Raw genomic sequence first — 25,472 nt, forward strand, 5'->3', positions numbered from 1 at the left:
ACCGACGCGTCCGTGAATTATGCAAGCTTTGTGTGACCTAATAGGGGAAATGTTACGAGGCGGACACGCTGGCTATGCTGGCCTCATGCCCGAGCTCGCGGATTTCCTGCCCACGCTGGCGGGCGTAGGCCTGCTGACGGTGCTGTCAGTTTCCGTGCTGCTGGCATTTCGGGCGCCGTCCGCGTTTTCTCCAGCGCTCGCGATCCTCAGGGGAGCGGTACAGCTCGCCGCCGTCAGTTTTGTCCTCAGTGGCGTCATCACCAGTCCGTTATGGGTTGCTGTTGGCCTCGTGGTGATGTTCACGGTGGCGACCGTCAGTGCCACCCGGCGGGTGGGCTGGAGCTGGCCCCGCCTCGGACTGGTGGGCGGCTCCATGGCCGCCGGCATCGCGGCCACGCTGCTGATCATTTTCGCCACCGGCGCCATCGACTTCAGTCCCCGCTACGCCTTGGCCATTGGGGGAATTGTGATCGGGAACGCGATGACGGTGGCGGTCCTGGCCGGCCGGCGGTTCGCGGAGATGGTCCATGATCGTTGGGAGGAGGTGGAGGGCTGGCTGGCGCTGGGCGCTACACGGCGGCGGTCCACCCTGGACCTTGCCCGCCGCTCCGTTCACGCGGCCCTCATTCCGGCCACTGACCAGACCAAGACCACGGGCCTGGTCACCCTCCCGGGGGCCTTCGTGGGTGCCATTTTCGGCGGGATTTCGCCCCTGGAAGCCGGCCGCTTCCAGATCGTGGTGCTCGCGGCGATTATGGCTGCCGGAGCCGTCACTGCCGTCCTGGTGGTTGCCCAGCTGGCGCCGGTCAGGGTGCGGCCGGCGCTGCCCCGGTAGCTGAAGTCCGGCTGAGACTGGCGGCGGCTTCCAGCACCATCCATGCCTGGAGCTGGGTGGAAAGTTCGACGGCGGCGCCCGCCGGGTAGGTTGCGTCCGCCGGCTGCGCTGCGTGGATGGAGAAGATGGGCCCGCCTTGGGTGCGCCGGCCCGCCCAGAACGCCTCCGCGGTCGCGTGGACAAGTTCGGCAGCAGTGGTCCGGGCGCCCGCCGGGAGCCTGGCATCGAGGGCGGCGAGCGCCAGGTAACGGCAGAGGATCCCGGTGAAGAGTCCGCCGTCGCCCGTTCCATCGCAACGGAGGATGCTGGTGCGGGTGTCCGGCGGGCTGCCGGGCACTACTGCAGGCGCCGGGACCGTCAGGTGCTTGTCCACTGCCCTGATGACGGTGGCGGCCCGGCTGAGATTCTCCTCGCCGCCAAGCTCCAGCAGGGCTCCCAGGACCGGCCCCTGGTTGTACGTGTAGATGGCGTTCTCCACCGTGATTTCGCCGGCCGCGTTGAGGCGTGCCCCGTCAACGTAGAGGCCTTGCGCCTGGTCAAACAGGACGGTGTTGAGCCAGTCCACCAGCCGCTGTGCCTTGGCCTGCTGGCCGGTCCGGGCATAGTAGAGCGCCACCGGTGCGGTGGCCGGAGTGTTCTTGAAGTCCCGCTTTTTACTCCAGAAGGTCCCGCCGCCCAGGTCGTCGGTGGAGGCGGAATCGAACTGCTGGGTCAGCGTTTTGCGGACCCGGGCATTGCGCCGGCTGCCCGGTTTCTGCGTCTCCTCCGCCAGGTTCTGCAGGCGGAGGGTGGCCAGTGCCAGCCAGGCCATGTCGTCGAAGTAGCTGTTGACGAACGTGAAGACGTTGCGCAGCCTGATGCCCGTGACCAGCCTGGAGGCGAGTTTGCCGGCGCTCGGGTTGGTGGGGCCGTTGAACCTGGCCGCCGGTGTGGCTCCGTTGCCCAGTTCGCGGCGTCCGGCGTCCACCAGGCAGTCCACGTAGTGCGCCTGCCACCAGTAGTGCCAGGGGCGGAAAAGGTTCTGAAGCCGGTTTGACGGCCAGCGGACCGCCCCGAGGTGGGTTCCGGGCAGGAACAGCAGCCGCTGGCCAAAGCGCGAGGTCACCGAGCGGGCGGCCTCGTTCGCGCGGGCCTGCCAGTCCGTGGGAGTCCCGTCCGTGGGTGTCCGGTCTGCGGGTGCTGGGCTGGTGTCCGGCGAAGTCATGCGTCCACCCTAGCGGGCGTTGGCGGCGGGATCCTGGCGGCGAGGTGCCTGAGCCTGCGTGAGGGTGCGGCGCACAGGTATTTCAGTTAACATTCACTAACTAATACTCGCCGCCGGCACGCCTGCGGGGCCGCATCAAGGAGGATGTATGGACGTCAAGGGTACGGTCGCGCTGATAACGGGCGGGGCATCCGGCCTGGGGGCTGCCACCGCGAAGCGACTGTTCGACGGCGGCGCCTCGGTGGTGCTGATCGACCTGCCGTCGTCTGCCGGGGCGGCTTACGCCGCAGAGTTGAACGCCGGCGGCGCGGGTGGTGGCACCGGCGGCGCCGGGCCACGGGCCGTGTTTGTTCCCGCGGACGTTACCAACGAAGCGGAGGTGCAGGCCGCCGTCGATACCGCCGTGAACGTCGGGCCGCTCCGGATCGTGGTCAACTGCGCGGGCATTGCCACGCCGGGCAAGGTGCTGGGCCGTGACGGAGTCCTCCCGCTGGACGTCTTCAACCGCGTCATCCAGGTGAACCTTATCGGGACGTTCAACGTCCTTCGGCTTGCGGCCGCGGCAATGGTAGAGACGGAGCCGGTCAACACGGAACTGGGCGGTCCGGAGCGTGGCGTTATCGTGAACACCGCATCCGTGGCGGCCTTCGACGGACAGATCGGCCAGCCGGCCTACGCCGCCTCGAAGGGGGCCGTCGCCGCGATGACCCTGCCGCTGGCCCGTGAGCTGGCGCGCTCGCTGGTGCGCGTGGTGACCATCGCCCCGGGCATCTTCGAAACACCCATGATGGCAACGCTGCCGCAGGACGCGCAGGATTCGCTGGGTCGGCAGGTCCCGCACCCGTCGCGCCTTGGCCGGCCGGCCGAATACGCCAGCCTGGTCGCCCACATCGTGGACAACGCCATGATCAACGGCGAAACCATCCGGCTCGACGGCGCCATCCGGATGGGCCCGAAATGAACGGGCTGCCCACCGCCGACTTTTTCGCTTTTGAGTCCCTGCTCAATCCGACGGAACAGGCCAAGCTGGCCGAACTGCGGGCGTTCCTGGCCACGGAGATCGCCCCCTACGCCTCGGACTGGTGGAACAAGGCGGAGTTTCCTGCGCACATCCTGCCCCAGCTCGCCGCGCTGGAGCTGAGCACACCGGCCCAGCGCGGCTACAGCAACCTCTTCGCGGGCCTGGTCATCGCCGAGATGACGCGCGTGGACACGTCGATCGCCACTTTTTTCCTGGTCCACCATGACCTGTTCGTGGAGTCGCTCTACGGGTTCGGCTCGGCCGGCCAAAAGGAACGGCTGCTTGCGGACGCATCAAGCCTGCGCATTACCGGCGCCTTCGCGCTCACCGAGCCCGGCCACGGTTCCGATGTTGCCGGCGGGATGGAAACCCGCGCGCGGCGCATCTCCAGCGCCACGGGAAATCTCGACGACGGCGGCGATGCCTGGGTGCTCAACGGCGCCAAGCGCTGGATCGGCAACGGGACGTTCTGCGACTACATGCTCGTGTGGGCCAGGGACGAATCCGCAGGTCCCGGCGGGGAAGGCAGGGTCCGGGGGTTCATTGTTGATGCTTCCCTGCCGGGGGTGAGCCGGAGCCGGATTGAAAACAAGATTGCGCTGCGGACCGTGCAGAACGCCGACATTGTGTTTAAGGACGTCCAGATCGCCGAGGCCGACCGCTTCGCCGGCATCAACAGTTTCGAGGACACCAACCAGCTCCTGCGCGGCTCGCGGATCATGGTGGCGTGGCAGGCCGTGGGGCAGCAGCTTGCGGCGTTCGACGTCGCCCGGCAGTACGCCCTCGAACGCCAGCAGTTCGGCCGGCCGCTGGCGAAGTTCCAGCTCATCCAGCAGCAGCTGGTCACCATGCTGGGCAACGCTGTGGCCAGCATGGGCATGATGGCCCGGCTTGCCCAGCTGCAGGACGAGGGTGCTGCAGACATGCCCCAGGTGGCCCTCGCCAAGTCCTATACCAGCGCCCGGATGCGCGAGACGGTGGCGCTGGGCCGGTCCATCCTGGGCGGCAACGGCATTGTGACCGACTACCGGATGGCCAAGATTTTCGCCGACGCCGAGGCCATTTTCACGTACGAGGGCTCCTACGAAATCAACACGCTCATCGTGGGCCGGGCCGTCACGGGGGTATCCGCGATCGTCTGATGCGGCGGTTGAGACCCGGTTGGGACCGTCGCTATCCGGACAGGCTCAGTCCGCGAGGGTTGGCTGCTTTTCGCCGGCTTCGATCTTCGCGTCCAGGCTGTTGTTCTTCACCGGCATCGGGCAGGTCCCGAACGGCGTGAACGCGCTGGGGTAGTTGATGGCCCGGTTGAAATCCAGCACGACGGTTGCCTTCCCGGCGGCGTCAGTGCGCGGCCGGGGTGTGGAGACCTTCCGCCACTCGTCCGTCGAGTCCCCGTTGGTCCCGTCGTGGAAGGTGATGGTCAGGGCGCCGAGCTTCTCCTCTTCGGCGTGAAGCCTGTATTCGTGGTTAATCCCGGGGAGCCGGAAAACTACTTCGCCCACCGAATAATGCACGCCGTCCACCAAGGGATTGGCAGTTCCGATCGGGATGGCCACGGGCGCGGGATACGGCTCGTAGGCCGCCTCGATCACCAGGTCCGGGTTGTAGTCGAAGGTGGGCACGCCGTCGAACTCGGTCAGCACCGGTGAGCCCGAATCCCGGGTGCGGATGGCGTACCGGTCCGCGCGCATGGCCAGTTCCACCACTACCTGCTGCCCGTCGTCGCCGCCGAACTGCACCCACATGAGGGATTCCTCGTCGGCGAGGGTGGCAGTGATGGTCCCGTCAACGGCCTCGCCCGTTTCCACCAGCGTCAGGCCGTCCTCCGCCGCGGCGGTGAGCGCCGCCGTCGTGCCGTCCGTTGACCACAAACCGGGGGCGAGGTCGACGCCGGCGGGCCGGGACTCCAGCCACTGAAAGGAGGTGAGGGTCAGCCAGCCGTGGCGGGTGGCGAGGGCTTTGTTCCGGTTGGTGCGGAAGCGCTGCCAGCGTTCCAGCTGCGCGGCTGCGGCGGTGCTCATGGTTCCTCCGTAAGGGTCCTGGTTGTCCGCTTCAACCCTGACCGGCGGTTGTTCATTCCGCACCGGAGAGTAACGTCGGAAGCATGAACGTGGAAGCAGTGGCGACTGTGGTGGCTTGCCTTGCTTTGATCGTAGGGTTCACGCTGGCAGGAATGTCGCTGATGAAGCGGGGCGTCAATTCCAAGGGGGCCACGGGAACGCTGGGGAGTGTGCTGAGCATGATCGATCCCGCCACCGGGGCACCCACTAAGCAGGAGGCCGCCGCAGCCCGGGAAGAGCAGAAGCAGCAGCGCCACGAGTCCACCGAATCCGGCAAGGGCTTTGACCGGGACGGGGTCTATGGGGGACGGATCGTCATCAGCGCTGCAGGGCCACCGGCGGGGGATGCCCACCAGCCGGCACCTCTGCCGGACGGGACGACGGATGGGCCCAAGAAAGCCTGTCCTGCACCGGAAGTCAAGCGCCCGGACATCATCTGAGACGGATTCCCGGTTCGTCATCGGGTGCGGGTAGCATCGAATGGTAGTAACGCGGCTCACAGTATCCAGCGCAGTGTACGAGCCAAGTCCCGAACCCTCGAAAGACAGTTTCCATGGCTAACACTGCAGTGAATCCCACAACCGATCTCGCCTCAGAACTGAGGGCTGACGTCCGGCGCGTTTCCACCCTGCTGGGTGAATCCCTGGTGCGCCAGCACGGCCCCGAACTCCTGGACCTGGTGGAGCAGGTCCGCCTCCTCACCAAGGAATCCAAGGAAGCCGCCCGCGGCGGCGCCGATGCCACCGGCCCCTGGAGCGCGCACGACGTCGTCGAGCAGGTCCGCGAACTGCTGGGCTCCCTGCCCATTGAGCAGGCAACCGACCTGGTGCGTGCCTTCGCCTTCTTCTTCCACCTCGCCAACGCCGCCGAGCAGGTCCACCGGGTCCGCACCCTGCGGACCAGGCAGGAAAAGGACGGCTGGCTGGCCAAGGCCGTAACCGAAATCGCCGCCCAGGCCGGGCCCGAAAGGCTCCAGGAAGTGGTCAACGGGCTGGATGTCCGCCCCATCTTCACCGCCCACCCCACCGAGGCTTCGCGCCGTTCGGTGCTGGACAAAATCCGCAAGCTCTCCGACGTGCTGGCCCAGCCCACCAAGGAAGGCACGTCGGCTCGCCGCCGGCAGGACCGCCAGCTGTCCGAAGTCATCGACCAGATGTGGCAGACCGACGAGTTGCGCCAGGTGCGCCCCACACCTGTGGACGAGGCCCGCAACGCGATCTACTACCTGGGCGGCATCCTCACCGACGCCATGCCGGAAATACTGTCCGACTTCTCGGAATTGCTTGGGGAGCACGGCGTCAGCCTCGCGGCCCAGGACGCCCCCATCCGGTTCGGTTCCTGGATCGGCGGCGACCGTGACGGCAACCCCAACGTCACGGCAGCCGTCACCCGGGAAATCCTGCAGATCCAGAACCAGCACGCGGTCCGCATCAGCATCGCCATGATGGACGAGCTGATCTCCATCCTGTCCAACTCCACGGCCTTGTCCGGCGCGGACCAGGGCCTGCTGGATTCGATCGAGGCGGATCTGGAGAAGCTCCCGGGCCTGGACCGCCGCGTCCTGGAGCTCAACGCCCAGGAGCCTTACCGCCTCAAGCTCACGTGCATCAAGGCGAAACTCATCAACACGGGCAAGCGCGTGGTCGCTGACTCCACTCACGAACACGGCCGCGATTACCGCTCCACGGCGGAACTCATGGCCGATCTGGAACTGCTGGAACTGTCCCTCCGCAACCACTCGGCGTCGCTCGTTGCTGACGGCGCGCTGGCGCGCGTCCGCCGCGCCGTCGCATCGTTCGGCCTGCACCTGGCCACCCTGGACATCCGCGAGCACGCGGACCACCACCACGACGCCGTGGGCCAGCTCATGGACCGGATCGGCGGCCCGGGCCTGCGCTACGCCGAACTGAGCCGTCCTGAGCGCTTCGAGGTGCTGGGATCCGAGCTCGCCTCCCGCCGTCCGCTGTCCGGCCACCCCATCAAGCTCGACGGCGTCGCGGACGGAACGTACGACGTCTTCCGTGAAATCCGGCGCGCCCTGCGAACGTACGGTCCGGACGTCATCGAGACCTACATCATCTCCATGACCCGCGGCGCGGACGACGTCCTGGCCGCGGCGGTCCTGGCCCGGGAAGCCGGCCTGATCAACCTGTTCGGCGAATCGCCGTACGCCAAGATCGGCTTCGCTCCACTGCTGGAAACCGTGGAGGAGCTGCGCGCCTCGGCGGAGATCGTGGACCAGCTGCTGTCCGTCCCGTCCTACCGCGACCTGGTCAGGCTCCGCGGCGACGTCCAGGAAATCATGCTGGGCTACTCGGACTCCAACAAGGAATCCGGGGTGATGACCAGCCAGTGGGAGATCCACAAAACGCAGCGCAACCTGCGGGACGTCGCGGCCAAGCACGGCGTCCGGGTCCGGTTGTTCCATGGCCGCGGAGGTTCCGTGGGCCGCGGCGGGGGCCCCACGTACGACGCCATCATGGCCCAGCCGAACGGCGTGCTGGAAGGCGAGATCAAGTTCACCGAACAGGGCGAGGTCATCTCGGACAAGTACTCGCTGCCGGAGCTGGCCCGGGAAAACCTTGAGCTCTCGCTCGCGGCTGTCCTTCAGGCCTCGGCGCTGCACCGTGATCCGCGGACCTCTGACGATCAGCGCGAGCGCTACGGGCACGTCATGGAAACCATTTCCGATGGTGCTTTCGACCGGTACCGGAAGCTCATTGACGATCCTGACCTGCCCGCCTACTTCCTGGCTTCCACCCCGGTGGAGCAGCTGGGTTCGCTGAATATTGGCTCCCGCCCCTCCAAGCGCCCGGACTCCGGGGCCGGGCTCGGCGGCCTCCGTGCCATCCCGTGGGTATTCGGCTGGACCCAGTCCAGGCAGATCGTGCCGGGCTGGTTCGGCGTGGGCTCGGGCCTGAAGGCGGCCCGCGAAGCCGGCCACTCCGCCCAGCTTGTGGAGATGATGGAGCAGTGGCACTTCCTCCGGTCCGTGCTCTCCAACGTGGAAATGACCCTGGCCAAAACGGACCTGGACATCGCCGGTTACTACGTGGCCACGCTGGTACCCGAGGAACTGCACCGCATCTTCCGCGCCATCCGCGAGGAGTACGACCTCACGGTCACGGAAATCCAGAACCTTACCGGCGAGAACGTGCTCCTGGACGCGCAGCCCACGCTCAAGCGTTCGCTGGAAGTCCGCGACCAGTACCTGGACCCTATCAGCTACCTGCAGGTGGAGCTCCTCCGCCGTATCCGGGCCGCCCAGGGCGCCGATGGCGTCCAAGGCGCAGAGGGCGAAAGCATGAGCAACGCCGAGATCGACGAAAGCCTCCAGCGGGCCATGCTGATCACGGTCAACGGGGTGGCAGCAGGCCTGCGCAACACCGGCTAACCCCCCACCCCCCCGGGACGCTCTCTCACTTAATGCGGGTTTTTTCCCAACGCTCTCTCACTTTCCTCAGGAAAGTGAGAGAGCGTTGGTGGATTTCCCGCATTAAGTGAGAGAGCGTTTCAAGTCGCGGGGGACCGCGGGGCGGCGGCAGGAGGCGCCCGGGATAGGGTTGACGGCATGCCTTCGTTCCAGACCCGCCTGAAGATCACCGGCCTGAAACCGGGCAACCCGCCCGAAGCCGTGATGGCCGCCGCCGTGGAGGCCCTGGAGACCCGTCACCATGTGGAGGCCAACCAGCTGGAGCTCGCCGGGGGCGTCCCGCAGCTGAACCTCCGCTTCCTCGTGGAGCCCACCGAATACCACGGTGAGAACCAGCAGGCGCGCGACTCGGCAGCGATGATGCGCGACGCCGTCGAACGCGTTGCGCTGACCGGCTCACTGATGGTGCTGCGCCGCAACCGCGGCCGCTGGGCACCCTTGTAAATCAGTCACCCAGGTCACTTGCCTGTAAGTCAGTCGCCCGGAGCTGGCTCATCCACGGGGGAACGGGTGCCGCGGCGGCGGGTGACAATGACGCCGACGGCGGCGCCGATCACCAGCCCCACGGCAACGCCGATGAGGGAGCTGGCCCAGAACGGCAGCTTGGTTGCCGAACCCGTGAAATAGCCAAGACCCACCAGCCAGCTGGCCCAGAGGACCGCGCCGAGTCCGGCGCAGAGGCTGAAACCGCGAACCGAGACATCCGCGATTCCTGCTGCCGCCGACGTCGCCAGCCGTCCGCCCGGGATGAAGCGGGCACCGATGATGGTCCCGTAGGTGGATGATCGGCCGGCCCTGGCGATTGCTTGATGGATGCCGTGGTGGACTTTCCGGCCCCAGCGCCACCGGTCGAGCACATGGCTGAGCCGGCGCTTGAAAAGCTGGAACACCACCATGTCGCCGAGCCAGGACGCCAGCGCAGCCAGGGCAGCCACGAGGAGCACGTTGGCCCGGCCGTCCGCAGAGAGGGCGCCGCCGGTGATCACCACCATCTCGGACGGGATGGGCGGGAAGATGGCGTCGCCGAGCACCACGGGGATGATCCAGAAGTAAATCGCCGCACCCCAGCTGTCGGCGTTGCCAAAGTCCATGGCCACAAAGTACCGCACTTCGGGCGGCGGCACTGGAGTCAGTGCATGGCCGGACGGAACGCCGCCACGAGATCACTCAACTGGCCTGATGGCGTAACGCCGAGTTCGCTTTCAAGTCTGCCCGCGAACATCGTGTACGCGCGGACCGCAGCCGCCCTGTTCCCGGCGGCAAGATGGGCCTGGACAAGCAGGAGATGCGCCGATTCCCTGAGGGGTTCGATACTCACTGCTGAAATGGCGGCGATCACGGCCCGGGAGGGTTCGTCGGCCGCCAGATGCTGCCGGGCCATGAGCTCCAGCGCGCTGAGGCGCAATTGCCGCAGGCGCTCCTGTTCGAAGATCACCCAGTCGTCATACCAGCCGGGCAGCAGCTCGGCCCTGCTCAGGTGGTCCAGGTAGCCGTCGGGAACCTGGACCCAGGGCTGGGCGTGCATCCTGGCAACAAGCCGCTGCAGTGCTGCGACGTCCACGCGGACCGATTCCTCCAACTCCAGTGTGTCTGCCCCGGTATGGAGAAGGTGCGGAAAAGAGTGGGAAATGCACCAGACGGTGGTGCGGAGGTTGCCGGCGGCCTGCGTTTCGCTGCTCTTCGGCCACAGCAGGCCCGCCAGGAAACTGCGGTGGCGGCAACCGAGAAGTCCCACACAGGCGATCAGCCGTTGCTCACGGGTAGCTACCGTCACTGCGTTGCTGCCGCAGCGCAACCGCCAAGCCCCCAGTAGACTCAAGTGCCAATCCTGTGCCAGAGCCACCGTCATGCTTTTCCCTCTCCAGCGGCCGGATTCCACGCGTCCCCCAGCTACCATCGTGGCACTTGGCATAATCATGTCAAGCGATTTTAGTAACGGGGGTAGGGCGGATGGCCAAGTGGGGTAGGGCGGGTTTAACTGCCCGGCATCGCGTCGGCCTGCTGGCCAAGACGTGGGTGCGCGGGGTCAGGAGGACCCCGTTGCTGCGAGGGTGGACTAGCTGCTGACAGGGTCCGCTGCGCCGGCGGAGTGGTCTTCCGGGCGCAGTGAATCGAGCCAGCGCCGGACTGCCGAAAGGATTTGGTCCTCGTCGGCCGCGGCTTCCACCACCTCCCGCTCGTCCCCAGGGCGGCTGGAGATCAAACGAGCACGAACCTGGTTGTTTTGGGCAGGCTCCGCCCACGCGCGGATAACCATGGTGCCTTCAATGTCCGCCATGAGCGGGCGCCCTGCTTTCGTTGTCTGCGATTCGCAATTATCCGAGGACATTACTGCCCGGTATGACCATCCTAGGCATAGATGATGGGGCGCCCAAGTCAAATGGTTGCACGCCATAGTTTCACGAAATAACGCAAAAATAACGCGGCCGTAACGGGGTCACTACGGCCGGACGCGTTGACTGATCGGGAGACTTCGAAAGGGGGTGATTGATATGAAGAAGGAACTCACAATTCAGGAGCTGGAAAGCCAGCACGTGGAGCTGTTGCCTTCGCGGGAGACCCTGTGGCTGGACACCAATTTCGCAAACGTAGTAGCGAGCAACACCTCGCTGGCACTGAATGCAACCACGTTGCTCTCACAGGCCAATAGCGCTGCGGTTCAGACAATCTTTGTCACCCAGTAGCCAAGGTTAGTCCGCCTGATATTCGATAACTGAACCCTGGGGCTACCTGGGGGAGAGGTGTGGTGCTATGACGGCATCAAACGAGCTGTCACCGGTGGAACTCGACGCCGAGGTTTTGGAACTGCTTCCCGTTCGGGAAACGCTGTTCTTCGACATCAACGTCGCTCCCATAGTCGCTGTGAATCTTTCGATGGCCGTCAATGCGGCTTCAATTGGTTCCGTGGCGAACTCGGAGGCCTGGCAGACCCTGTTCGTAGCTCAGCAGTAGGCCTGCAGGATCTTTGCAACCGGGTGGGCATGCTCCAATGTCGGAGCATGCCCACTGGTCCTAGTGGCTAAGCCCTTCCCGGGAAACATGACAAGTTGGCGGGGAAAGTGACAGCAACACCTGATGCTGCGTTTCTACATCGCTGGGTCCCGGCGCCCGGGATTGTTTTTCTCGGGCCGGTTGAAGGCTCCGGACTTAAGGACCACAGCTACCTGCTGCAGCGTGGAGACGGGCAGATCGTCCAACTTTCGGAGATGCTCCACCTGGTGATGGTTTCCATCTCGGCGGAGAAATCCCTTGACGACGCGGCACGCGAGATCAGCGATGCCTACGGCCGCGAACTGGGTGTGAGCGGGCTGCGTCACCTGATCGACACCAGACTCGCGCCAATGGGGCTGGTGAGGGACGACTCCGCCGATCCGGCCGAGTCTGTGGCCGCGCCGCGGGCCGACCCCCTGCTGGCGCTGCGGCTGAAAGGCACACTTCTTCCGGAGAAGGCAGTCAACGCCTTGGCCGCGATCCTGGCGCCGCTGTATTGGGGTCCAGTGGTGGTGACCGTGCTGGCTGCGCTGGTGTTGCTCGATGCCATGGTCATTGCCAGGAGCGACTTTATGGCTTCCCTGGAGCAGATACTGCTCACCCCGGCGCTGCTGCTGGGCGTCTTTGCGCTCCTGACACTGGCGGCGGTGGTCCACGAACTGGGGCATGCCACAGCGTGCCGGTACGGTGGTGCGCGGCCCGGGGTGATCGGCGTCGGCGTTTATCTTGTCTTTCCCGCGTTCTTCACCAACGTCACTGACTCATACCGCCTGGGCCGGGCAGGCCGGATCCGTACCGACCTTGGCGGGTTGTACTTCAACTGCCTCTGCCTGATCGGTTTGGGCGCAGCGTACCTCCTGACAGACCAGGGATTCTTCCTGCTCGCGGCCGGTCTGATGCACTTCCAGATGATCCAGCAACTGGTGCCCACGCTGCGTTTTGACGGCTACTTCGTGCTGGCCGATATCGCCGGCGTCCCCGACCTGTTCAACCGGATCCGCCCGGTCCTGCTCAGCCTCATCCCGGGCCGCCCAGTGGATCCGCTCGTCACCCAGCTCCGCCCATTCGCCCGCCGCATCGTCACGGTGTGGGTGGTGACCGTAGTGCCGCTCCTGCTCCTATCGCTCGTCTGGATGCTGGTTAGCCTGCCCGCGATCATCGAGCAGACGGCCACCGCCATCCGGCGCCACGCGGGGCTCGCCGCGGCCGCCGTTGAGATGGGCGATCCGCCCGCTGCGGCGCTCTCCATGTTGTCCATCCTCATGTTGTCCTTGCCGATAGTCGGCCTGGCCATCCTGCTGTACCGGCTGCTGTCCGGCCTGCTCGTCCTCTGCCAGCGCCTCGGCAGGCGCCTGTTGCGTTCGACGGCGGCGCCTGAGTCCGTGGTGCCACGGCACCTCCGGGCGGTGCAGCCCGGGGCAGGGAAGCCACCACAGATGGGGAAGCCACTACAGAAAGGAAGGTCCGTCATGGCTATTTCAGTTCCTCCCGCGGCCATGCCCGACAACAACGTCCCCCCGGCTCCGCTGCGCTCGCCGTCGCATTTTCACGCTCCGGCTTTGCACGCGCCGGCTTTTCAGGCTCCGGCCCCAGCGGAGGCTTCCGGGTCTGTGCACGGGTCTCTGCCCGGGTCTGTGCACGGGGGCCTGCCGGGAGCCCTGCCCTGGCCCCAAACCGACGACGCCGTCCCCACCCTGCAGGATTTCCTCGCGGACAGGCCGACGCCCCCCTCAGCCCTGGCCGAGGCCGGCTGGCAGGGTGCCATCCGGCGGCTGACCGGCAATTCAATCAGCCCCGCACCCGGGCGCCGGGAACGCGCCCACCTGCAGGCTGTCAAAGATGTCCAGCGCCGGCTTGATGGCCCCAAGACCGTGGTTGTGGTCAATCCGAAGGGCGGTGCGCATAAGACCACCGCAACGCTGCTTCTCGCGGCAACGCTAGGCATCCAGCGCGGTGGCTACACCCTCGCCTGGGACAACAACGAGACACGCGGCACGCTGGGGTGGCGGGCGCCGATGGCCGGGCACACCGCCACAGCCGTTGACCTCCTGCAGGAGGTGGACCGTTTCGAGGACCCCATCCTGGGGCGGATCGGGGATCTGGACCGGTTCGTGCGCTACCAGGGGTCCGCGCAGTTCGATGTGCTGGCCTCGGACGAGGACGCGGCGGGGGCTGCCACCATCGGCAGCCGTGAGTTCGACCGGCTGCACTCGGCCCTCCGCCGTTTCTACCGGATCATCATGGTGGACACCGGCAACAACATGCGGTCCTCCAACTGGGAAGCAGCCGTGGCTGCGGCGGACGAGCTGGTGATCGTCTCCACGCTGCGCGAAGACACCGTGGCCAGTGCCGTCTGGCTGGTGGACGGATTGCGCGAACGCGGCTACCAGGACAAGGTCAGCAACGCCGTGACCCTGCTCGCCGCACCATCACGGCAGACCGACGCGCAGCTTCATCAGCGCACGCGCGCTCACTTCGAGAGCCTCACCAGGGAAGTCCTGGACGTTCCCTATGACAGCTCCCTTGTGTCCGGCGGACCGCTCAGTTACCAAGCGCTGCAGCCGGAAACGCGGGAGGCCTGGCTCCGTGCCTCGGCTGCGGTGATGCAGGGACTCTGAGCTGACGCCCACGGACCATCCACCCATTTATTCGGGAGCAGGCACGTGGGAAACTGGCCGCATGCGGATCAGCATCCTCCAGTCCGATATCACCACCCGCAGCGTGGACGCGATCGTCAACGCTGCCAACTCCTCGCTCCTGGGCGGCGGCGGGGTGGACGGAGCTATCCACCGGGCGGCAGGGCCCGAGCTTTTGGCCGCGTGCCGCGAACTCCGCGCCGCCGACCTGCCGCACGGTCTCGCGGTGGGTGCGGCCGTAGCCACTGCCGGGTTCAGGCTCCCGGCCCGCTGGGTCATCCACACCGTGGGGCCGAACCGGCGCGCGGGGCAGACCAACCGGGCGTTGCTGGTTTCCTGCTTCAGCGAGAGCCTGCGGCTGGCGGATTCGCTGCGGGCCTCATCCATCGCTTTTCCAGCGGTGGGTGGCGGCGTTTACGGCTGGGTGGGGCGGCAGGTGGCGGAGGCAGCGCACGACGCCGTTACCGGGTTTGGTGCTTCGCATCCCGAGAGCGCACTTGAGCGGGTGGAGTTCGTGCTGTTCAGCTCCGAGATGGAGGATTCGTTCAGCGCGGTGTTTGAGCAGCCTCGCTGAGTTCCAGCCTGCTGCGGTATTCGACGGGCTGCCTGCTGATCGGGTCCACAAAACGGATGCCGCGGGCCAGGAGCTGCAGCGGTTTGCTGTAGTCGTCCGGAGCCTTGTCCAACAGGTCCGGGTAGAAGGCGTCGTTGACGATGCCAAGGCCCAGCGACGCCATGTGCACCCTGAGCTGGTGCGTCTTCCCGGAGTGCGGTTCGAGCCGGTAGCGCGCAAGCCGGCGGGTATCACGGTCGAACGTTTCCAACCGTTCGATCCGTGTCTCCGCGTTCGGTTCGCCGTCGATCACTTCGGCCAGCAGGTAACTGCGGGACTTGGTCATCCGGTTGCGCACCACCACGGGGAAATCGACGGCGGGGTACCCGGCCGCGGGCTCGGCGGCGGAAACGCACTCGTATTCCTTCTGCACCTGGCGCTTCTCGAAGAGCACCTGGTAATTGCCGCGTGTCTCCGGATTCGTGGACAGCAGCAGCACGCCGGCGGTCATACGGTCCAGGCGGTGCATGGGAATCAGGTCCGGCAGGTTCAGCTGGTTCCGCAGCCGGACCAGGGCCGATTCCTGGATGTAGGTTCCGCCGGGGGTGGTGGGCAGGAAGTGCGGCTTGTCCACCACCAGCAGGTGCTCGTCCTGGTGCAGGATTCTGATGTCCACCGGGATCCGTGTCTCCGGCGGCAGGGTGCGGTAGTACCAGATGAAAGTATGGTCATCGAGCTTTGTGGCCCGGTCCAGCGGGACGCCGCCTTCGCCCACGATCTCGCCGGCGTCGAACCTGTCCTCGATGCCCTGCGGGTCGACGTGGCCCCAGCGGTGCATCATGTAGTCCATCGCGGTGGTCCACGGCCCCTCGTCCGGCAGGCGCAGACGGGTGGCGTTGACGCCGTCGCGCACGGGGAGGGGGGATTGCATCACCGGTCCATTCTACTTTGCTGCCGCCGGGTGCCCCTTTCGCACGATTCGGACAACCGACGCAAAAAAAGTTCTTGACAATAAAAATTGTCGGTAAGCATACTTGAAGCATGTTGGACATCGAAGTGATCGAGGATCCGGCCGCGGCGGAAGCGTCGCTGGACCCCATCCGCACGCGTATCCTCCGGGAATTGGCGGAGCCGGGGTCGGCCACGCAGCTTGCCGCCAAGGTGGGCCTGCCGCGGCAGAAGGTCAACTACCACCTCAAAGCCCTCGAGCGGCACGGGCTGGTGGAACTCGTGGAGGAGCGGCGCAAGGGAAACGTCACCGAACGCGTCCTCCAGGCGACGGCGGCCTCCTACCTGATTTCCCCGGTTGCGCTCGCATCGGTGGCGCCTGACCCGCACCGGTTCTCGGACCGATTCTCCGCCTTCTGGCTCCTGGCGCTCGCAGGCCGGATGGTCCAGGAGGTGGGCAAGCTGATTGCCGGCGCGGCCGCGGCCCGGCAAAAGCTCGCCACGTTCGCGATCGACGGCGAGATCACCTTCCGCACAGCGGCCGACCGGGCCGCGTTTGCCGAGGAACTCGGCGTTGCGGTGACCCGGCTCGTGGACAAATATCACGACGGCGGCGCCCCGCGGGGGAGCGCGGGCGGCACTCCATCTGGCGGCACCCGGGCGGCCGGCGGGCGGAAGCACCGGCTCGTCGTCGCGCTTCACCCCGTACTCAAGACCCCTAACAAGACCCTTTCAGCGAAGGAGCAGGAAAATGACTGACAAACGTGAATTTGAGATCGTCTACGATACAGAACTGCCGGGCACTCCCGAGCGTGTCTGGGAGGCCGTGACCAAAGGCACCCCGGCCTGGATGTTCCCCACGGGACCAGTGGCCGGACGTCAAAACGGTGCAGGAGTACCCCACGCATCTGGTCTCCCGGATGGATGGTCCTGACGGCTGGTTCAACCAGCTGGAGCACGTCCTTGAACCGCTCGACGGCGGCCGCGCCAGGCTGCACTACGTCCACAGCGGCATCTTTGCCGACAACTGGGACGAGCAGTACGACGGCGCCAGCAAGCACACCGAGTTCTACCTCCACACGCTCGGCCAGTACCTGGCGCACTTCGACGGCCACCCGGTGGTGTTTACGGACATCCAGGGACCCGCGGTGTCGCAGACGCCGGACGGATTCGACCGGCTGAAGAAGGCACTCGGTGTGGACTCTGCCGCGCAGGGTTCAGCACTGGAGCTGGAGGTCGACGGCGTCGGGCGGCTGTCCGGGGAGGTGGACTTTGTCAACGAGCACTTCCTCGGGCTTCGGACCGCCGATGCCATGTACCGGTTCTTTGGCCGCAACGCCTTTGGCGCACCCGTGGGCATGACGGTCCACGATTTCAGCGGGAGCGGCGATTCGGAGGCCACAGCCAAGGCATGGAGCGGGTTCCTGGCGAAGGTTTACGCGTAAGCGGCTTCGTGTCACCAAACCTTCTCCGTGTCCAGGATCAGGCGATGGCCACGGCCGGGGCGTTCTTTAGCGTGCGGCGGAGCTGAGGGGCGGCCTGGAGCCTGTCCTGGGCTGAGCGCAAAGCCAGGACTGCTGTCTCCAGCTGTTCCGGCGGCAGGGTGAAGGGCACCCGGAGGTAGCGTTCGAAGGCGCCGCCGACGCCAAAACGTGGGCCGGCGGCCAGCCTGATGCCAAAATCCGGGGCGATGACCGTCAGCGCGGTGCTGACAGGCGCCGGCAGCCTGCACCAGACGGACAGGCCGCCGGCCGGGCGTTCCGTTTGCCACTCCGGGAGGTGTTCGGCCAGCAGTTCCAGCAGGGCGGCGCGGCTGTCCCGGAGGGCGCCAAGCCGCGCGGGAAGCGGTTCATCCAGTGCGCGGACCAAGTGGGCTGCAGCCAGCTGTTCCATGACCGGCCCGCCCAAATCCAGGGACGAACGAGCCGCGGCAAACCGCTGGATCATCGTTTCCGACGCGCGAATCCAGCCCGTCCGGAGACCGGCCCAGTGGGATTTGCTGAGCGAGCCAATGGTTACCACCGCAGGACTGAAGGCAGCCACGGGAGTGGTCATGCCGCCGTCGAGGTTCAGCGCCCGAAGCGTCTCATCAACAACCAGGACAGTACCGGCGTCCCCTGCCATGCGGACCAGCTGGCGGCGCTGGCTGTCCGGCATCAGCTGTCCGGTGGGGTTGTGGAAGTCCGGCACAACGTACGCCATCGTGGGACGCTGCTGCATCATGGCGGCGCGCAGGGCGTGCATGTCCCACGCCGGAGCGGGCGAACCGCCCGGGGACCCCTCAGCGTTGGCGCCGGCGTCGGGCACTGAAGTGAACGCGACAGGGATGGCGCGGCAGCCCGCGGCCCGGATGGCATCCAAGGCATTCGGGTAGCTGGGGTGTTCCACCAGCACCTTGTCCTGCCTCCCGGCCAGTGCCCGGATGATGATGTTCAACGCGTGTTGCGCTCCCGACGTCACCAGGATCTGTTCGGCCGTGGTGGGCGCACCTGCAGCGGTATAGCGCGCGGCCACAGCCTCGCGCAAAGGGAGCAGGCCAATGGCATCGTAGCCGAAACCCGGCAGGAGGGCGGGCAGCTCGGTGAGGGCTGCCGCGAACGCCCGATGCACCACTTCGCCGCTGGCCGTCAGCGACGCGTAGGCCAGGTCGATCAGTCCATCGGGTGCGGCAAGCCCGGGGGCCGCGAGCCCGGGTACGGCAAATTCACGTTCGGCCGCTTCGTGCCTGAGCGTTATTGCCGGGCGGCCTGGAGTGTTCGACGCCGGATGGCCGGGCAAAGAGGATCCCACGGGCGTTAGGCGTGGAATCCGGGTCCGGCCCCGCGAGCCCTGCCCGCTGCTGAGGAATCCCTCGTCGCGGAGGAGGGCGTACGCGGCCGTCACGGTGGTTCGGCTGACGCCCAGCACCTCGGAGAGGGCGCGCTCGCTGGGCAGCGCCGTGTCCAGGGCCACCCGGCCGTCGAGGACCAGGAGGCGGACGACGTCGGCCAGCTCGCGGTAGGCGGGCGCGGCTCCGACATGCCACTCGGCCAGGAGTCGTGCCAGTGAGGACGGGTTGAGCGATGCGGACATAAAGCCAGTATCTCAAACTGGCTATGTAATTCAAGGCCAGTTTTCTGGCAGGGTTGTCGTTATGTTGACCCGCAGACTCCTCCAGCTATTTTTCGGCCTGGCTATGTATGGCATATCGCTGGCTCTGTTCATCCGCGCCGCCTTGGGCCTTGACCCTTGGGATGTGTTCCATCAGGGCGTTGCGGGCAGGACCGGGCTCAGCATCGGCGTGGTGGTGATCATCGCGAGTTTTCTGGTGCTGTTGCTGTGGATCCCGCTGCGGCAGAAGCCCGGCTTCGGAACGCTGGCCAACGCAGTCCTGGTGGGGGTCTTCGCCGACGTGGGGCTGGCGCTGATTCCCGCGTTCTCCCACCTGGGCGGCCAGATCGCGATGCTCGTCGGGGCCGTGGTGCTCAACGGTATTGCGACCGCCTGTTACATCGGCGCCCGGTTCGGCCCCGGCCCCAGGGACGGCCTGATGACGGGACTGGCGCGGCGGACCGGCTGGTCCGTGCGGATCGCCCGCACCCTGATTGAGGTGGTGGTTCTCGGCATCGGGTGGCTGCTGGGCGGTTCCGTGGGTGTGGGCACCGTGGTCTACGCCCTTGCCATTGGGCCGCTGGTCCAACTGCTGCTGCCATGGTTCATGGTGCCTGCTCCCGTCGAGGAAGCGGTGGCGCCCGAGCCCCGGGAAAGGGACGCACTTCGGTCCCAGGCCACCGGCGGCTAGTCCACCAGCGGCTTGTCCACCAGCGACTGGTCCGCCAGCGGCAGGTCCACCGGCGGCTGGCACTTCGGGCAGAAATAGATATCCCGTTCTTCCTCGCCGTTGAGCTTTCCCAGTACCGCCCGCCGGATGAGGGTGCCGCATTTGAGGCAGGCTTGGTGTTCGCGCCGGTAGACCCAGTAGCCCGGCCGGCCAGCCATCCGTCCCACCGGCATCCCGCGGGGATTCAGGATGGTGACCCTGCGTCCGGGGCCAAGGTTTGCTTCCAGCAGTTGTTTGGCGTCCGTCATGAGGGTCCGGAGGTCCTGGACACCTGAGACGGGCGTCGCCGGGTGCACGCCGGACAGGAAGCAGGCCTCGCAGCGGTAGATGTTGCCGATGCCCGCCAGGTTGCGCTGGTCCAGGAGGGCCACGCCGATGGGCACGTCCGGCGCCGCACGGATCCGGTGTTCGGCCTCGGCCAGGTCCCAGTCCGGGCCGAGCAGATCCGGCCCCAGATGACCCACGATCTTGTCCTCATCAGCGGTACGGACCACCTCCACAATTCCCAAGGAAAAGCCGACGGCGTCCGCCACCGCCGTCCGCAGCACGCACCGTGCGGTGAAGCCGGGTTTGCGCCACCGTCCGCCGGACGGATAGACCTGCCAGGTGCCTTCCATTTTCAGGTGTGAATGGATGGTGAGTTTACGCTGATCAGGTCCCTCTACCCGCATGAGGAGGTGTTTCCCGCGGGGCACAACTTCGGTCACGGTCCAGCCGGCGAGGTTGAGGGTGGCAAAGCGTGGCACGCGAAAATCGGACGCGGTGAGCGTCTGCCCGGCCAGAGCCTGGTGCAGCTGGGCGGCGGCCCGCCAGACGGAATCCCCTTCAGGCACGGCTCCTCGCTTCCCCGAACTCCATGCCCCGAATCTCAGGCACGGATCCTCAGCCCCTTGGGGGTGGAGTAGGCGCCGGCGGCAGCGAGCGCTTTGGCGACGGCGGTGTCCAGAAGGTCGTGGCCGTTGACTTTTTCCATGATCAGCTTGTCCACGGCGCCGCGGGTAACCACTCCCACCAGCGCGGTGCCGGCCGCTGCGAGGATGGTTTCGTCATCGCTGAAGGCCAGCAGGGTCTTGCCGCCGCGCTCCACATAAAGGATCAGGGCACCGTCCACCAGGACCACCAGGGCACCGGCTTTCCGGCCGGGCCGGTGGCCGGTACCCGCTTCTTCGTTGAGAGCCGGCCAGGCCAGGGCTGCACCGTACGGGTTGGCCGGGTCGGTGGCCGCAAGTGCCAGGGCAACAGGTTCGGGCTTGGCCAGCTGGCTGTCCTCGGAATAGGAGCGCAGCCTGTCCACGGTGGCCGGGACGGCGAACTGGGCGGCACCGAGGTGCTCTATGAAGTACCCGCGCCGGCAGCGGCCGGCCTCTTCCAGCCGGGCCAGCACTTTGTACATCAGGCCAAAACCGCCCAGGATCTGCTCCGCCATCACCGATCCCCGCGTCACCACGCCGTAGCGGTCCAGCAGCAATTCCGCCGTGGCTCGGGCATGGATGGTGGCATCCAGTTCAGGCAAGGGCAGTGCCGACCACCGTCCGGCGGCCAGCGGCGGGGTGGCCGCAATTCCGCCCGAGGAGCCGTACCGCCCGCCGCCGAGGCCGGGCGAACCCAACCCCGAGGATCCCAAGAGGCCGGTGCCGTGGGAGCGGCCCAGCCTGCTCAGCCGCGGTGCACGTGCCCGGGGTGCCCGAGCCACCTGCCGGTGGGCGGTATGGCCGCCGGCGATGAGGGCACGGACCGGCGCGAACGTGTCGCCGGTGATGCGGCCGGCCCAGGCCAGATCCCACAACGCCGAAACCACGTCCTGGTCGCTCAGGACGGAGTCCATGCCGCCTGCGACGTCCGTCAGTTGGCGGAAGAAATAGCCGCCGCCGTTGTTTCGAAGGTGGTCGAGCAAACGCTGTTGCGCGTCCCCTGGCTCGTACTCGATGGCAGGGTTCAGCGTCAGGTCGGCGGAATCGGCCAGATGCATGCTCACCCAGCCATCATTGCCGGGGAGGGCGCCAGCCCCGGACCAGAGGACCTCTCCGGCGGCCATGAGTTCGTCCAGCATGGCGGGCTGGTAGTTCGAGACCCGGCTCGCCAGCACCAGCGGCTCCCACGCCGAAGCGGGAATCGGCACGCCGGACAGCTGGTCGATTGCGGTGACAATTCCATCCAGACCGCGCAGGGACGGCTGCCCGCGCCCGGAGCCGGGGATGCGGATGTGTTGCCACGCGGGGAGGAAACGCCCGTAGGCGGCGGTGTCCACCGGTTCCACCTCGGCGCGCAGTGCGGCCAGCGAACGACGCCGGAGCTTCCGGAGCACTTCGGCGTCGCACCACTCGCTGGTGGTGGCCGGTTGTTGCATTTCCTGCCGTTGTTCTTGGAGGACAGGCGTTGACCGGCTGTCCGGTCCGGCTGCGGGCGCTTCCGGCGGCGTGACGTGCGGGCGGAACTCGCCTTCCACCACACGGCCGTCGGCCGCGAGCCGCTTCAGCGCCGTGCCGACTACGGCGACGCCGAGGCCCAGCCGTGCCGCGGCTTCCATCGCGGTGAACGGTCCGTGCGTGCGGGCATACCGGGAAACGAGATCGCCGAGCGGGTCAGCGAGGGGTTCGATGAAAGCAAGCGGCACGCCCATGGGCAGCGGCACGCCAATGGCGTCGCGGAGGCGGGCTGCGTCCTCGACGGCGGCATAGCGCTCAGCCCCGCCGATGTTTACCTTGATGGCGCGTGTGGCCCGTTGCAGTGCCGCGAGGTGGGTAGCGGCCAGGGCGGTATCGGCATGCGGGGTCTCGACCGGCGCAACGACCGGGGTTTCCTCACCCTCCGGGCCAGCCTCCCCCTCCAGGGCGGGCTCAACCAGCGGGGCTGGTTCAACCACCGCGGTTGCGGCTGCTTCAATTTCCGGGTCCAGCCGGGCGGCGACTTCCTCGGGTGTCAGCGGGCCGAGCAGCCGGAGCAGGTCCGCCACGCCTTCCATGCCGCGGGCGCGGCGGTCCGGGGCAAGCCGCTGGAGTTCGAGTTCGGTGGCGTCGATGACTTTCGCGTCGAGCAGTTCGCGGAGTTCCACCCGCCCGAGCAGCTCATTGAGCAACGTGGAGTCCAGTGCCAGGGCCGCCGCGCGGCGTTCGGCAAGCGGCGAGTCACCTTCGTACAGGAACTGCGCCACGTACCCGAACAGCAGGGACTTGGCGAACGGCGACGGCTGCTGCGTGGTGGTTTCGACGATCCTCAGCTCGCGGCGTTCCACGGAGGCGGCGATGTCCTTCAGCGCCGGGAGGTCGTACACGTCCTGAAGGCACTCGCGAACAGTCTCCAGCACGATGGGAAACGTGGGATATTTCCGCGCGACATCGAGCAGTTGTGCTGACCGCTGGCGCTGCTGCCACAGCGGCTGCCGCTTGCCCGGCGTCTGGCGGGGCAGCAGCAGGGCACGGGCGGCGCACTCCCGGAATCTCGAGGCAAACAGGGCGCTGCCGCCCACTTCCGCGGTGACAATTTGCTCAAGTTCCTCGGGATCGAAGAGGAACAGTTCGGCCCCGGGCGGTTCGTCTTCCATCATGGGGACGCGCAGCACAATGCCGTCGTCCGCAGCCATCGCGGAGCCGTCCAGGCCATACCGCTGGTGGAGCCGCTGCCCAACGGCCAGTGCCCACGGCGCGTGCACGGGCATGCCGAACGGGCTGTGGAGAATGACCCGCCAGTCGCCCAGTTCATCGTGGAACCGTTCCACCACCAGGGTGGTGTCGCTGGGGACAACGTCCGTGGCAAGCTTCTGCTCGCTCAGGTACTGGATGAGGTTGTTCGCGGCGAAGGCGTCCAGCCCGCTGGCCGTACAGCGCTCGGTGGCAGGGCCGACGTCGGACGCCGAGAGTTCGCGGACGAACGCACCCAGGGCGCGGCCCAGGTCCACCGGCCTGCCCAGCGAGTCGCCTTTCCAGAACGGAAGCTTGCCGGGCTGGCCGAAGGCGGGCGAGACCAGGACGCGGTCGTGGGTGATGTCCTCGATTTTCCAGCTGGTGGCGCCGAGGGCGAAGATGTCTCCAACCCGGGACTCGTAGACCATCTCTTCGTCCAGTTCACCCACGCGGCGCCCGCCTTTCGCCGGCGAGGGGGTTGACGTTTTGCCGTCACCGGAAGGCGAGGCCGAGCCTTCAACCTCGGTGCCGATGATGTAGACGCCGAACAGCCCCCGGTCCGGGATGGTCCCGCCGGAGGTGACGGCCAGCCGCTGGGCGCCGGGCCGGCCTTCGATGGTGCCGGCATTGCGGTCCCAGATGATCCGCGGCCGCAGTTCGGCGAACTCGTCGGAGGGATAGCGCCCCGCCAGGAGATCGAGCGTCGCCTCGAAGGCAGAACGGGGGAGGGAGGCGAACGGCGCTGACCGCCGGACCGTGGCGAACCATTCCTCCACATCGATGCTGCCCAGGGCGGTGGCGGCAACGGTCTGCTGGGCCAGGATGTCCAACGGATTGGCGGGGACAAAAAGCCGCTCGATCTTTCCCTCGAGCATCCGCTCCACCGTGATGGCGGTGTGGACCAGGTCCGCACGGTGCTTGGGAAAGAGCACACCCTGGGAGATTTCGCCGACCTGGTGGCCTGCCCGGCCCACGCGCTGCAGGCCGCTGGCCACCGACGGCGGGGACTCCACCTGCACCACGAGGTCCACGGCTCCCATGTCGATGCCCAGCTCCAGGGACGAGGTGGCCACCACACAGCGCAGCCGGCCGGACTTCAGGTCATCCTCGATCATGGCCCGCTGGTCCTTGGAGACTGACCCGTGGTGGGCGCGGGCCAACAGGGGATCGGCTCCCGCGGTGCTGCCGGCCTGCGCCATCATGTGGGCTGGCGTTGCCGTGGAGGCCGGGAGACCGGACGGTCCATGGTCAGCGGCAGCAGCGCCCGGCGAATCCCAACCACCCCCGGCTGCCACGAGCTGACGTTCGGCGTAGATCTCGTTAAGGCGTGCAGTGAGCCGCTCAGCAAGGCGGCGCGAGTTGGCAAACACGATGGTGGACTGGTTGGCCAGGACCAGGTCAACGATTTTTTCCTCGACGTGCGGCCAGATTGAGGCCTGCGGCTGCAGCCCCGAAGCCGGCCCGGAATCGAAGGCGCCCGCCGCGCCCTGAAGGTCGGACATGTCCTCCACCGGCACGGAAACGGTCAGGTCCCAGGTCTTCCGCGAAGGAGGCGCCACCACTTCCACCGGAGCGGAACCCGCCAGGAACTGGGCCACGAGCTCCCGCGGCTCCACCGTTGCTGACAGGCCGATCCGCTGGGCGGGCTTGGGCAGGAGGGCGTCGAGCCGTTCCAGTGACACCGCCAGGTGGGCTCCCCGTTTGGTGCCCGCGACGGCATGGACCTCGTCAACGATGATGGTGTCCACCTCGGTGAGGGTTTCCCTTGCCTTCGATGTGAGCATCAGGAACAGCGATTCCGGCGTGGTGATCAGGATGTCCGGCGGGTTGCTCAGCAGCGAACGGCGGTCCGCCGCGGTGGTGTCACCGGACCGGACCCCCACCGTGATGAGCGGGGCAGGCAGCCCCAAACGCTTGGCCGTCTGGGTGATGCCGATCAGCGGCGCGCGCAGGTTCCGCTCAACGTCCACCCCGAGGGCTTTCAACGGTGAGATGTACAGGACACGCGTCTTGCGTTTGGGTGGCCGCGGCCGCCTTCCTTTGGCAGGCCTGCCTTTGGCGGCCGGGGCTGTTTCCAGGCCGGGCAGTTCAGGCTCAGGGGCAGGAGCCGAAACCAGCAGCCGGTCCAGGGCCCACAGGAAAGCGGCGAGGGTCTTTCCGGAGCCGGTGGGCGCCACCACCAGGGCATGCGAACCTGACGAGATGGCATTCCAGGCGCCGTCCTGGGCAGGCGTTGGCTCCACAAAGGCGCCGAGGAACCAGTCCCGGGTGGGCCGGCTGAACCGGTCCATGGGAGTGCCGGTAAAGGCACCCGGGCCCGCTACCGGCGGTTGCTGCTCCTGCATTCC

21 protein-coding genes and 1 pseudogene are annotated in these 25,472 nt (G+C 67.0%); 13 read left to right on the forward strand and 9 right to left on the reverse strand.

Going from position 1 to position 25,472, the window contains the following annotated elements; all coding sequences use genetic code 11:
* Positions 1-85 precede the first annotated feature (85 nt).
* The gene (locus AC1MCD_RS02835; RefSeq protein ID WP_498675685.1) at positions 86-835 is read left to right on the forward strand and encodes an ABC transporter permease; all 750 of its coding nucleotides are present in this window, start codon (positions 86-88) and stop codon (positions 833-835) included.
* On the opposite strand, the gene AC1MCD_RS02840 is transcribed toward AC1MCD_RS02835, so the two are convergent.
* Complete coding sequence (locus AC1MCD_RS02840; protein ID WP_498675687.1) at positions 807-2,039, reverse strand: glycoside hydrolase family 76 protein; 1,233 nt, start codon at positions 2,037-2,039, stop codon at positions 807-809. The two genes, AC1MCD_RS02835 and AC1MCD_RS02840, sit on opposite strands and share 29 nt — an antisense overlap.
* A 148-nt stretch (positions 2,040-2,187) precedes the next feature.
* On the opposite strand from AC1MCD_RS02840, the gene AC1MCD_RS02845 reads away from it, so the two are divergent.
* The gene (locus AC1MCD_RS02845) at positions 2,188-3,000 is read left to right on the forward strand and encodes an SDR family NAD(P)-dependent oxidoreductase (protein ID WP_498675690.1); all 813 of its coding nucleotides are present in this window, start codon (positions 2,188-2,190) and stop codon (positions 2,998-3,000) included.
* The gene (locus tag AC1MCD_RS02850) at positions 2,997-4,202 is read left to right on the forward strand and encodes an acyl-CoA dehydrogenase family protein (RefSeq protein WP_498675692.1); all 1,206 of its coding nucleotides are present in this window, start codon (positions 2,997-2,999) and stop codon (positions 4,200-4,202) included. The genes AC1MCD_RS02845 and AC1MCD_RS02850 overlap by 4 nt, the downstream gene beginning before the upstream one ends.
* Before the next feature lie 45 nt (positions 4,203-4,247).
* Here AC1MCD_RS02850 and AC1MCD_RS02855 read toward each other — a convergent pair whose 3' ends face one another.
* On the reverse strand, positions 4,248-5,084 hold the full coding sequence (locus tag AC1MCD_RS02855) for a DUF1684 domain-containing protein (protein ID WP_498675693.1): 837 nt from the start codon (positions 5,082-5,084) through the stop codon (positions 4,248-4,250).
* 83 nt (positions 5,085-5,167) lie between these two features.
* On the opposite strand from AC1MCD_RS02855, the gene AC1MCD_RS02860 reads away from it, so the two are divergent.
* From AC1MCD_RS02860 to AC1MCD_RS02870, 3 genes are all read left to right on the forward strand, one after another.
* The gene (locus AC1MCD_RS02860; protein WP_498675695.1) at positions 5,168-5,563 is read left to right on the forward strand and encodes a hypothetical protein; all 396 of its coding nucleotides are present in this window, start codon (positions 5,168-5,170) and stop codon (positions 5,561-5,563) included.
* A 113-nt stretch (positions 5,564-5,676) separates the two neighbouring features.
* Positions 5,677-8,517 (forward strand): phosphoenolpyruvate carboxylase, encoded by a 2,841-nt coding sequence (gene ppc / locus AC1MCD_RS02865; protein ID WP_498675696.1) that lies wholly within the window; start codon positions 5,677-5,679, stop codon positions 8,515-8,517.
* A 177-nt stretch (positions 8,518-8,694) separates the two neighbouring features.
* The gene (locus tag AC1MCD_RS02870; RefSeq protein WP_498675697.1) at positions 8,695-9,000 is read left to right on the forward strand and encodes a hypothetical protein; all 306 of its coding nucleotides are present in this window, start codon (positions 8,695-8,697) and stop codon (positions 8,998-9,000) included.
* Positions 9,001-9,029: 29 nt separating this feature from the next.
* Here the strand turns inward: AC1MCD_RS02870 and AC1MCD_RS02875 are convergent, their stop codons facing one another.
* The 3 genes from AC1MCD_RS02875 to AC1MCD_RS02885 form a co-directional block, all read right to left on the reverse strand.
* Positions 9,030-9,647, reverse strand: a complete 618-nt coding sequence (locus AC1MCD_RS02875; protein ID WP_498678130.1) for a DedA family protein — start codon at positions 9,645-9,647, stop codon at positions 9,030-9,032.
* Positions 9,648-9,685: 38 nt separating this feature from the next.
* Positions 9,686-10,330 carry an AfsR/SARP family transcriptional regulator gene (locus AC1MCD_RS02880; RefSeq protein WP_498675700.1) on the reverse strand — a complete coding sequence of 215 codons (645 nt, stop codon included), beginning with the start codon at positions 10,328-10,330 and terminating at the stop codon, positions 9,686-9,688.
* Positions 10,331-10,612: 282 nt separating this feature from the next.
* Positions 10,613-10,834: a hypothetical protein gene (locus tag AC1MCD_RS02885; RefSeq protein WP_498675702.1), complete on the reverse strand. Its 222-nt coding sequence runs from the start codon at positions 10,832-10,834 to the stop codon at positions 10,613-10,615.
* A 214-nt stretch (positions 10,835-11,048) separates the two neighbouring features.
* On the opposite strand from AC1MCD_RS02885, the gene AC1MCD_RS02890 reads away from it, so the two are divergent.
* From AC1MCD_RS02890 to AC1MCD_RS02905, 4 genes are all read left to right on the forward strand, one after another.
* Entirely contained in the window at positions 11,049-11,240 is a 192-nt protein-coding gene (locus AC1MCD_RS02890) for a hypothetical protein (RefSeq protein WP_498675705.1), read from the forward strand.
* Positions 11,241-11,307: 67 nt separating this feature from the next.
* Complete coding sequence (locus AC1MCD_RS02895; protein ID WP_190990287.1) at positions 11,308-11,508, forward strand: hypothetical protein; 201 nt, start codon at positions 11,308-11,310, stop codon at positions 11,506-11,508.
* 107 nt (positions 11,509-11,615) lie between these two features.
* Entirely contained in the window at positions 11,616-14,165 is a 2,550-nt protein-coding gene (locus tag AC1MCD_RS02900; protein ID WP_498675707.1) for a MinD/ParA family ATP-binding protein, read from the forward strand.
* 61 nt (positions 14,166-14,226) lie between these two features.
* Positions 14,227-14,757 carry an O-acetyl-ADP-ribose deacetylase gene (locus tag AC1MCD_RS02905; RefSeq protein ID WP_498675709.1) on the forward strand — a complete coding sequence of 177 codons (531 nt, stop codon included), beginning with the start codon at positions 14,227-14,229 and terminating at the stop codon, positions 14,755-14,757.
* Here the strand turns inward: AC1MCD_RS02905 and AC1MCD_RS02910 are convergent.
* Positions 14,729-15,667 carry an RluA family pseudouridine synthase gene (locus AC1MCD_RS02910; protein ID WP_498678133.1) on the reverse strand — a complete coding sequence of 313 codons (939 nt, stop codon included), beginning with the start codon at positions 15,665-15,667 and terminating at the stop codon, positions 14,729-14,731. The genes AC1MCD_RS02905 and AC1MCD_RS02910 overlap by 29 nt on opposite strands.
* A gap of 110 nt (positions 15,668-15,777) precedes the next feature.
* Between AC1MCD_RS02910 and AC1MCD_RS02915 the strand changes: the two genes are divergently transcribed.
* A complete protein-coding gene (locus tag AC1MCD_RS02915; RefSeq protein WP_498675711.1) occupies positions 15,778-16,443 on the forward strand; it encodes a helix-turn-helix domain-containing protein in 666 nt (221 codons plus the stop codon).
* A pseudogene (locus tag AC1MCD_RS02920) lies at positions 16,436-17,129 on the forward strand (SRPBCC family protein). Before AC1MCD_RS02915 ends, AC1MCD_RS02920 begins: the two are co-directional and overlap by 8 nt.
* A gap of 37 nt (positions 17,130-17,166) precedes the next feature.
* On the opposite strand, the gene yczR reads toward AC1MCD_RS02920, so the two are convergent.
* Positions 17,167-18,756: a MocR-like transcription factor YczR gene (yczR, locus tag AC1MCD_RS02925; protein WP_498675713.1), complete on the reverse strand. Its 1,590-nt coding sequence runs from the start codon at positions 18,754-18,756 to the stop codon at positions 17,167-17,169.
* A gap of 61 nt (positions 18,757-18,817) precedes the next feature.
* Between yczR and yczE the strand changes: the two genes are divergently transcribed.
* Entirely contained in the window at positions 18,818-19,465 is a 648-nt protein-coding gene (gene yczE, locus AC1MCD_RS02930) for a membrane protein YczE (RefSeq protein ID WP_498675714.1), read from the forward strand.
* On the opposite strand, the gene AC1MCD_RS02935 is transcribed toward yczE, so the two are convergent.
* Positions 19,462-20,337, reverse strand: coding sequence for a DNA-formamidopyrimidine glycosylase family protein (locus tag AC1MCD_RS02935; RefSeq protein WP_498675717.1), 876 nt, complete (start codon positions 20,335-20,337; stop codon positions 19,462-19,464). The genes yczE and AC1MCD_RS02935 overlap by 4 nt on opposite strands.
* A 35-nt stretch (positions 20,338-20,372) precedes the next feature.
* Positions 20,373-25,469: a DNA glycosylase AlkZ-like family protein gene (locus AC1MCD_RS02940; RefSeq protein ID WP_498675719.1), complete on the reverse strand. Its 5,097-nt coding sequence runs from the start codon at positions 25,467-25,469 to the stop codon at positions 20,373-20,375.
* Positions 25,470-25,472 lie beyond the last annotated feature (3 nt).

It is taken from the genome of Arthrobacter sp. BF1, from assembly GCF_056680215.1.

Excerpts from the sequence above, each read along its gene's own strand:
- AC1MCD_RS02915 (WP_498675711.1), top strand. The coding sequence starts at position 15,778 with ATGTTGGACATCGAAGTGATCGAGGATCCGGCCGCGGCGGAAGCGTCG.
- AC1MCD_RS02870 (WP_498675697.1), top strand. The coding sequence starts at position 8,695 with ATGCCTTCGTTCCAGACCCGCCTGAAGATCACCGGCCTGAAACCGGGC.
- AC1MCD_RS02850 (WP_498675692.1), top strand. The coding sequence starts at position 2,997 with ATGAACGGGCTGCCCACCGCCGACTTTTTCGCTTTTGAGTCCCTGCTC.
- yczR (WP_498675713.1), bottom strand. The coding sequence starts at position 18,756 with ATGTCCGCATCGCTCAACCCGTCCTCACTGGCACGACTCCTGGCCGAG.
- yczE (WP_498675714.1), top strand. The coding sequence starts at position 18,818 with ATGTTGACCCGCAGACTCCTCCAGCTATTTTTCGGCCTGGCTATGTAT.
- AC1MCD_RS02875 (WP_498678130.1), bottom strand. The coding sequence starts at position 9,647 with ATGGACTTTGGCAACGCCGACAGCTGGGGTGCGGCGATTTACTTCTGG.
- AC1MCD_RS02905 (WP_498675709.1), top strand. The coding sequence starts at position 14,227 with ATGCGGATCAGCATCCTCCAGTCCGATATCACCACCCGCAGCGTGGAC.
- AC1MCD_RS02840 (WP_498675687.1), bottom strand. The coding sequence starts at position 2,039 with ATGACTTCGCCGGACACCAGCCCAGCACCCGCAGACCGGACACCCACG.
- AC1MCD_RS02940 (WP_498675719.1), bottom strand. The coding sequence starts at position 25,469 with ATGCAGGAGCAGCAACCGCCGGTAGCGGGCCCGGGTGCCTTTACCGGC.
- AC1MCD_RS02845 (WP_498675690.1), top strand. The coding sequence starts at position 2,188 with ATGGACGTCAAGGGTACGGTCGCGCTGATAACGGGCGGGGCATCCGGC.
- AC1MCD_RS02855 (WP_498675693.1), bottom strand. The coding sequence starts at position 5,084 with ATGAGCACCGCCGCAGCCGCGCAGCTGGAACGCTGGCAGCGCTTCCGC.
- AC1MCD_RS02835 (WP_498675685.1), top strand. The coding sequence starts at position 86 with ATGCCCGAGCTCGCGGATTTCCTGCCCACGCTGGCGGGCGTAGGCCTG.
- AC1MCD_RS02860 (WP_498675695.1), top strand. The coding sequence starts at position 5,168 with ATGAACGTGGAAGCAGTGGCGACTGTGGTGGCTTGCCTTGCTTTGATC.
- AC1MCD_RS02885 (WP_498675702.1), bottom strand. The coding sequence starts at position 10,834 with ATGGCGGACATTGAAGGCACCATGGTTATCCGCGCGTGGGCGGAGCCT.
- ppc (WP_498675696.1), top strand. The coding sequence starts at position 5,677 with ATGGCTAACACTGCAGTGAATCCCACAACCGATCTCGCCTCAGAACTG.
- AC1MCD_RS02895 (WP_190990287.1), top strand. The coding sequence starts at position 11,308 with ATGACGGCATCAAACGAGCTGTCACCGGTGGAACTCGACGCCGAGGTT.
- AC1MCD_RS02890 (WP_498675705.1), top strand. The coding sequence starts at position 11,049 with ATGAAGAAGGAACTCACAATTCAGGAGCTGGAAAGCCAGCACGTGGAG.
- AC1MCD_RS02910 (WP_498678133.1), bottom strand. The coding sequence starts at position 15,667 with ATGCAATCCCCCCTCCCCGTGCGCGACGGCGTCAACGCCACCCGTCTG.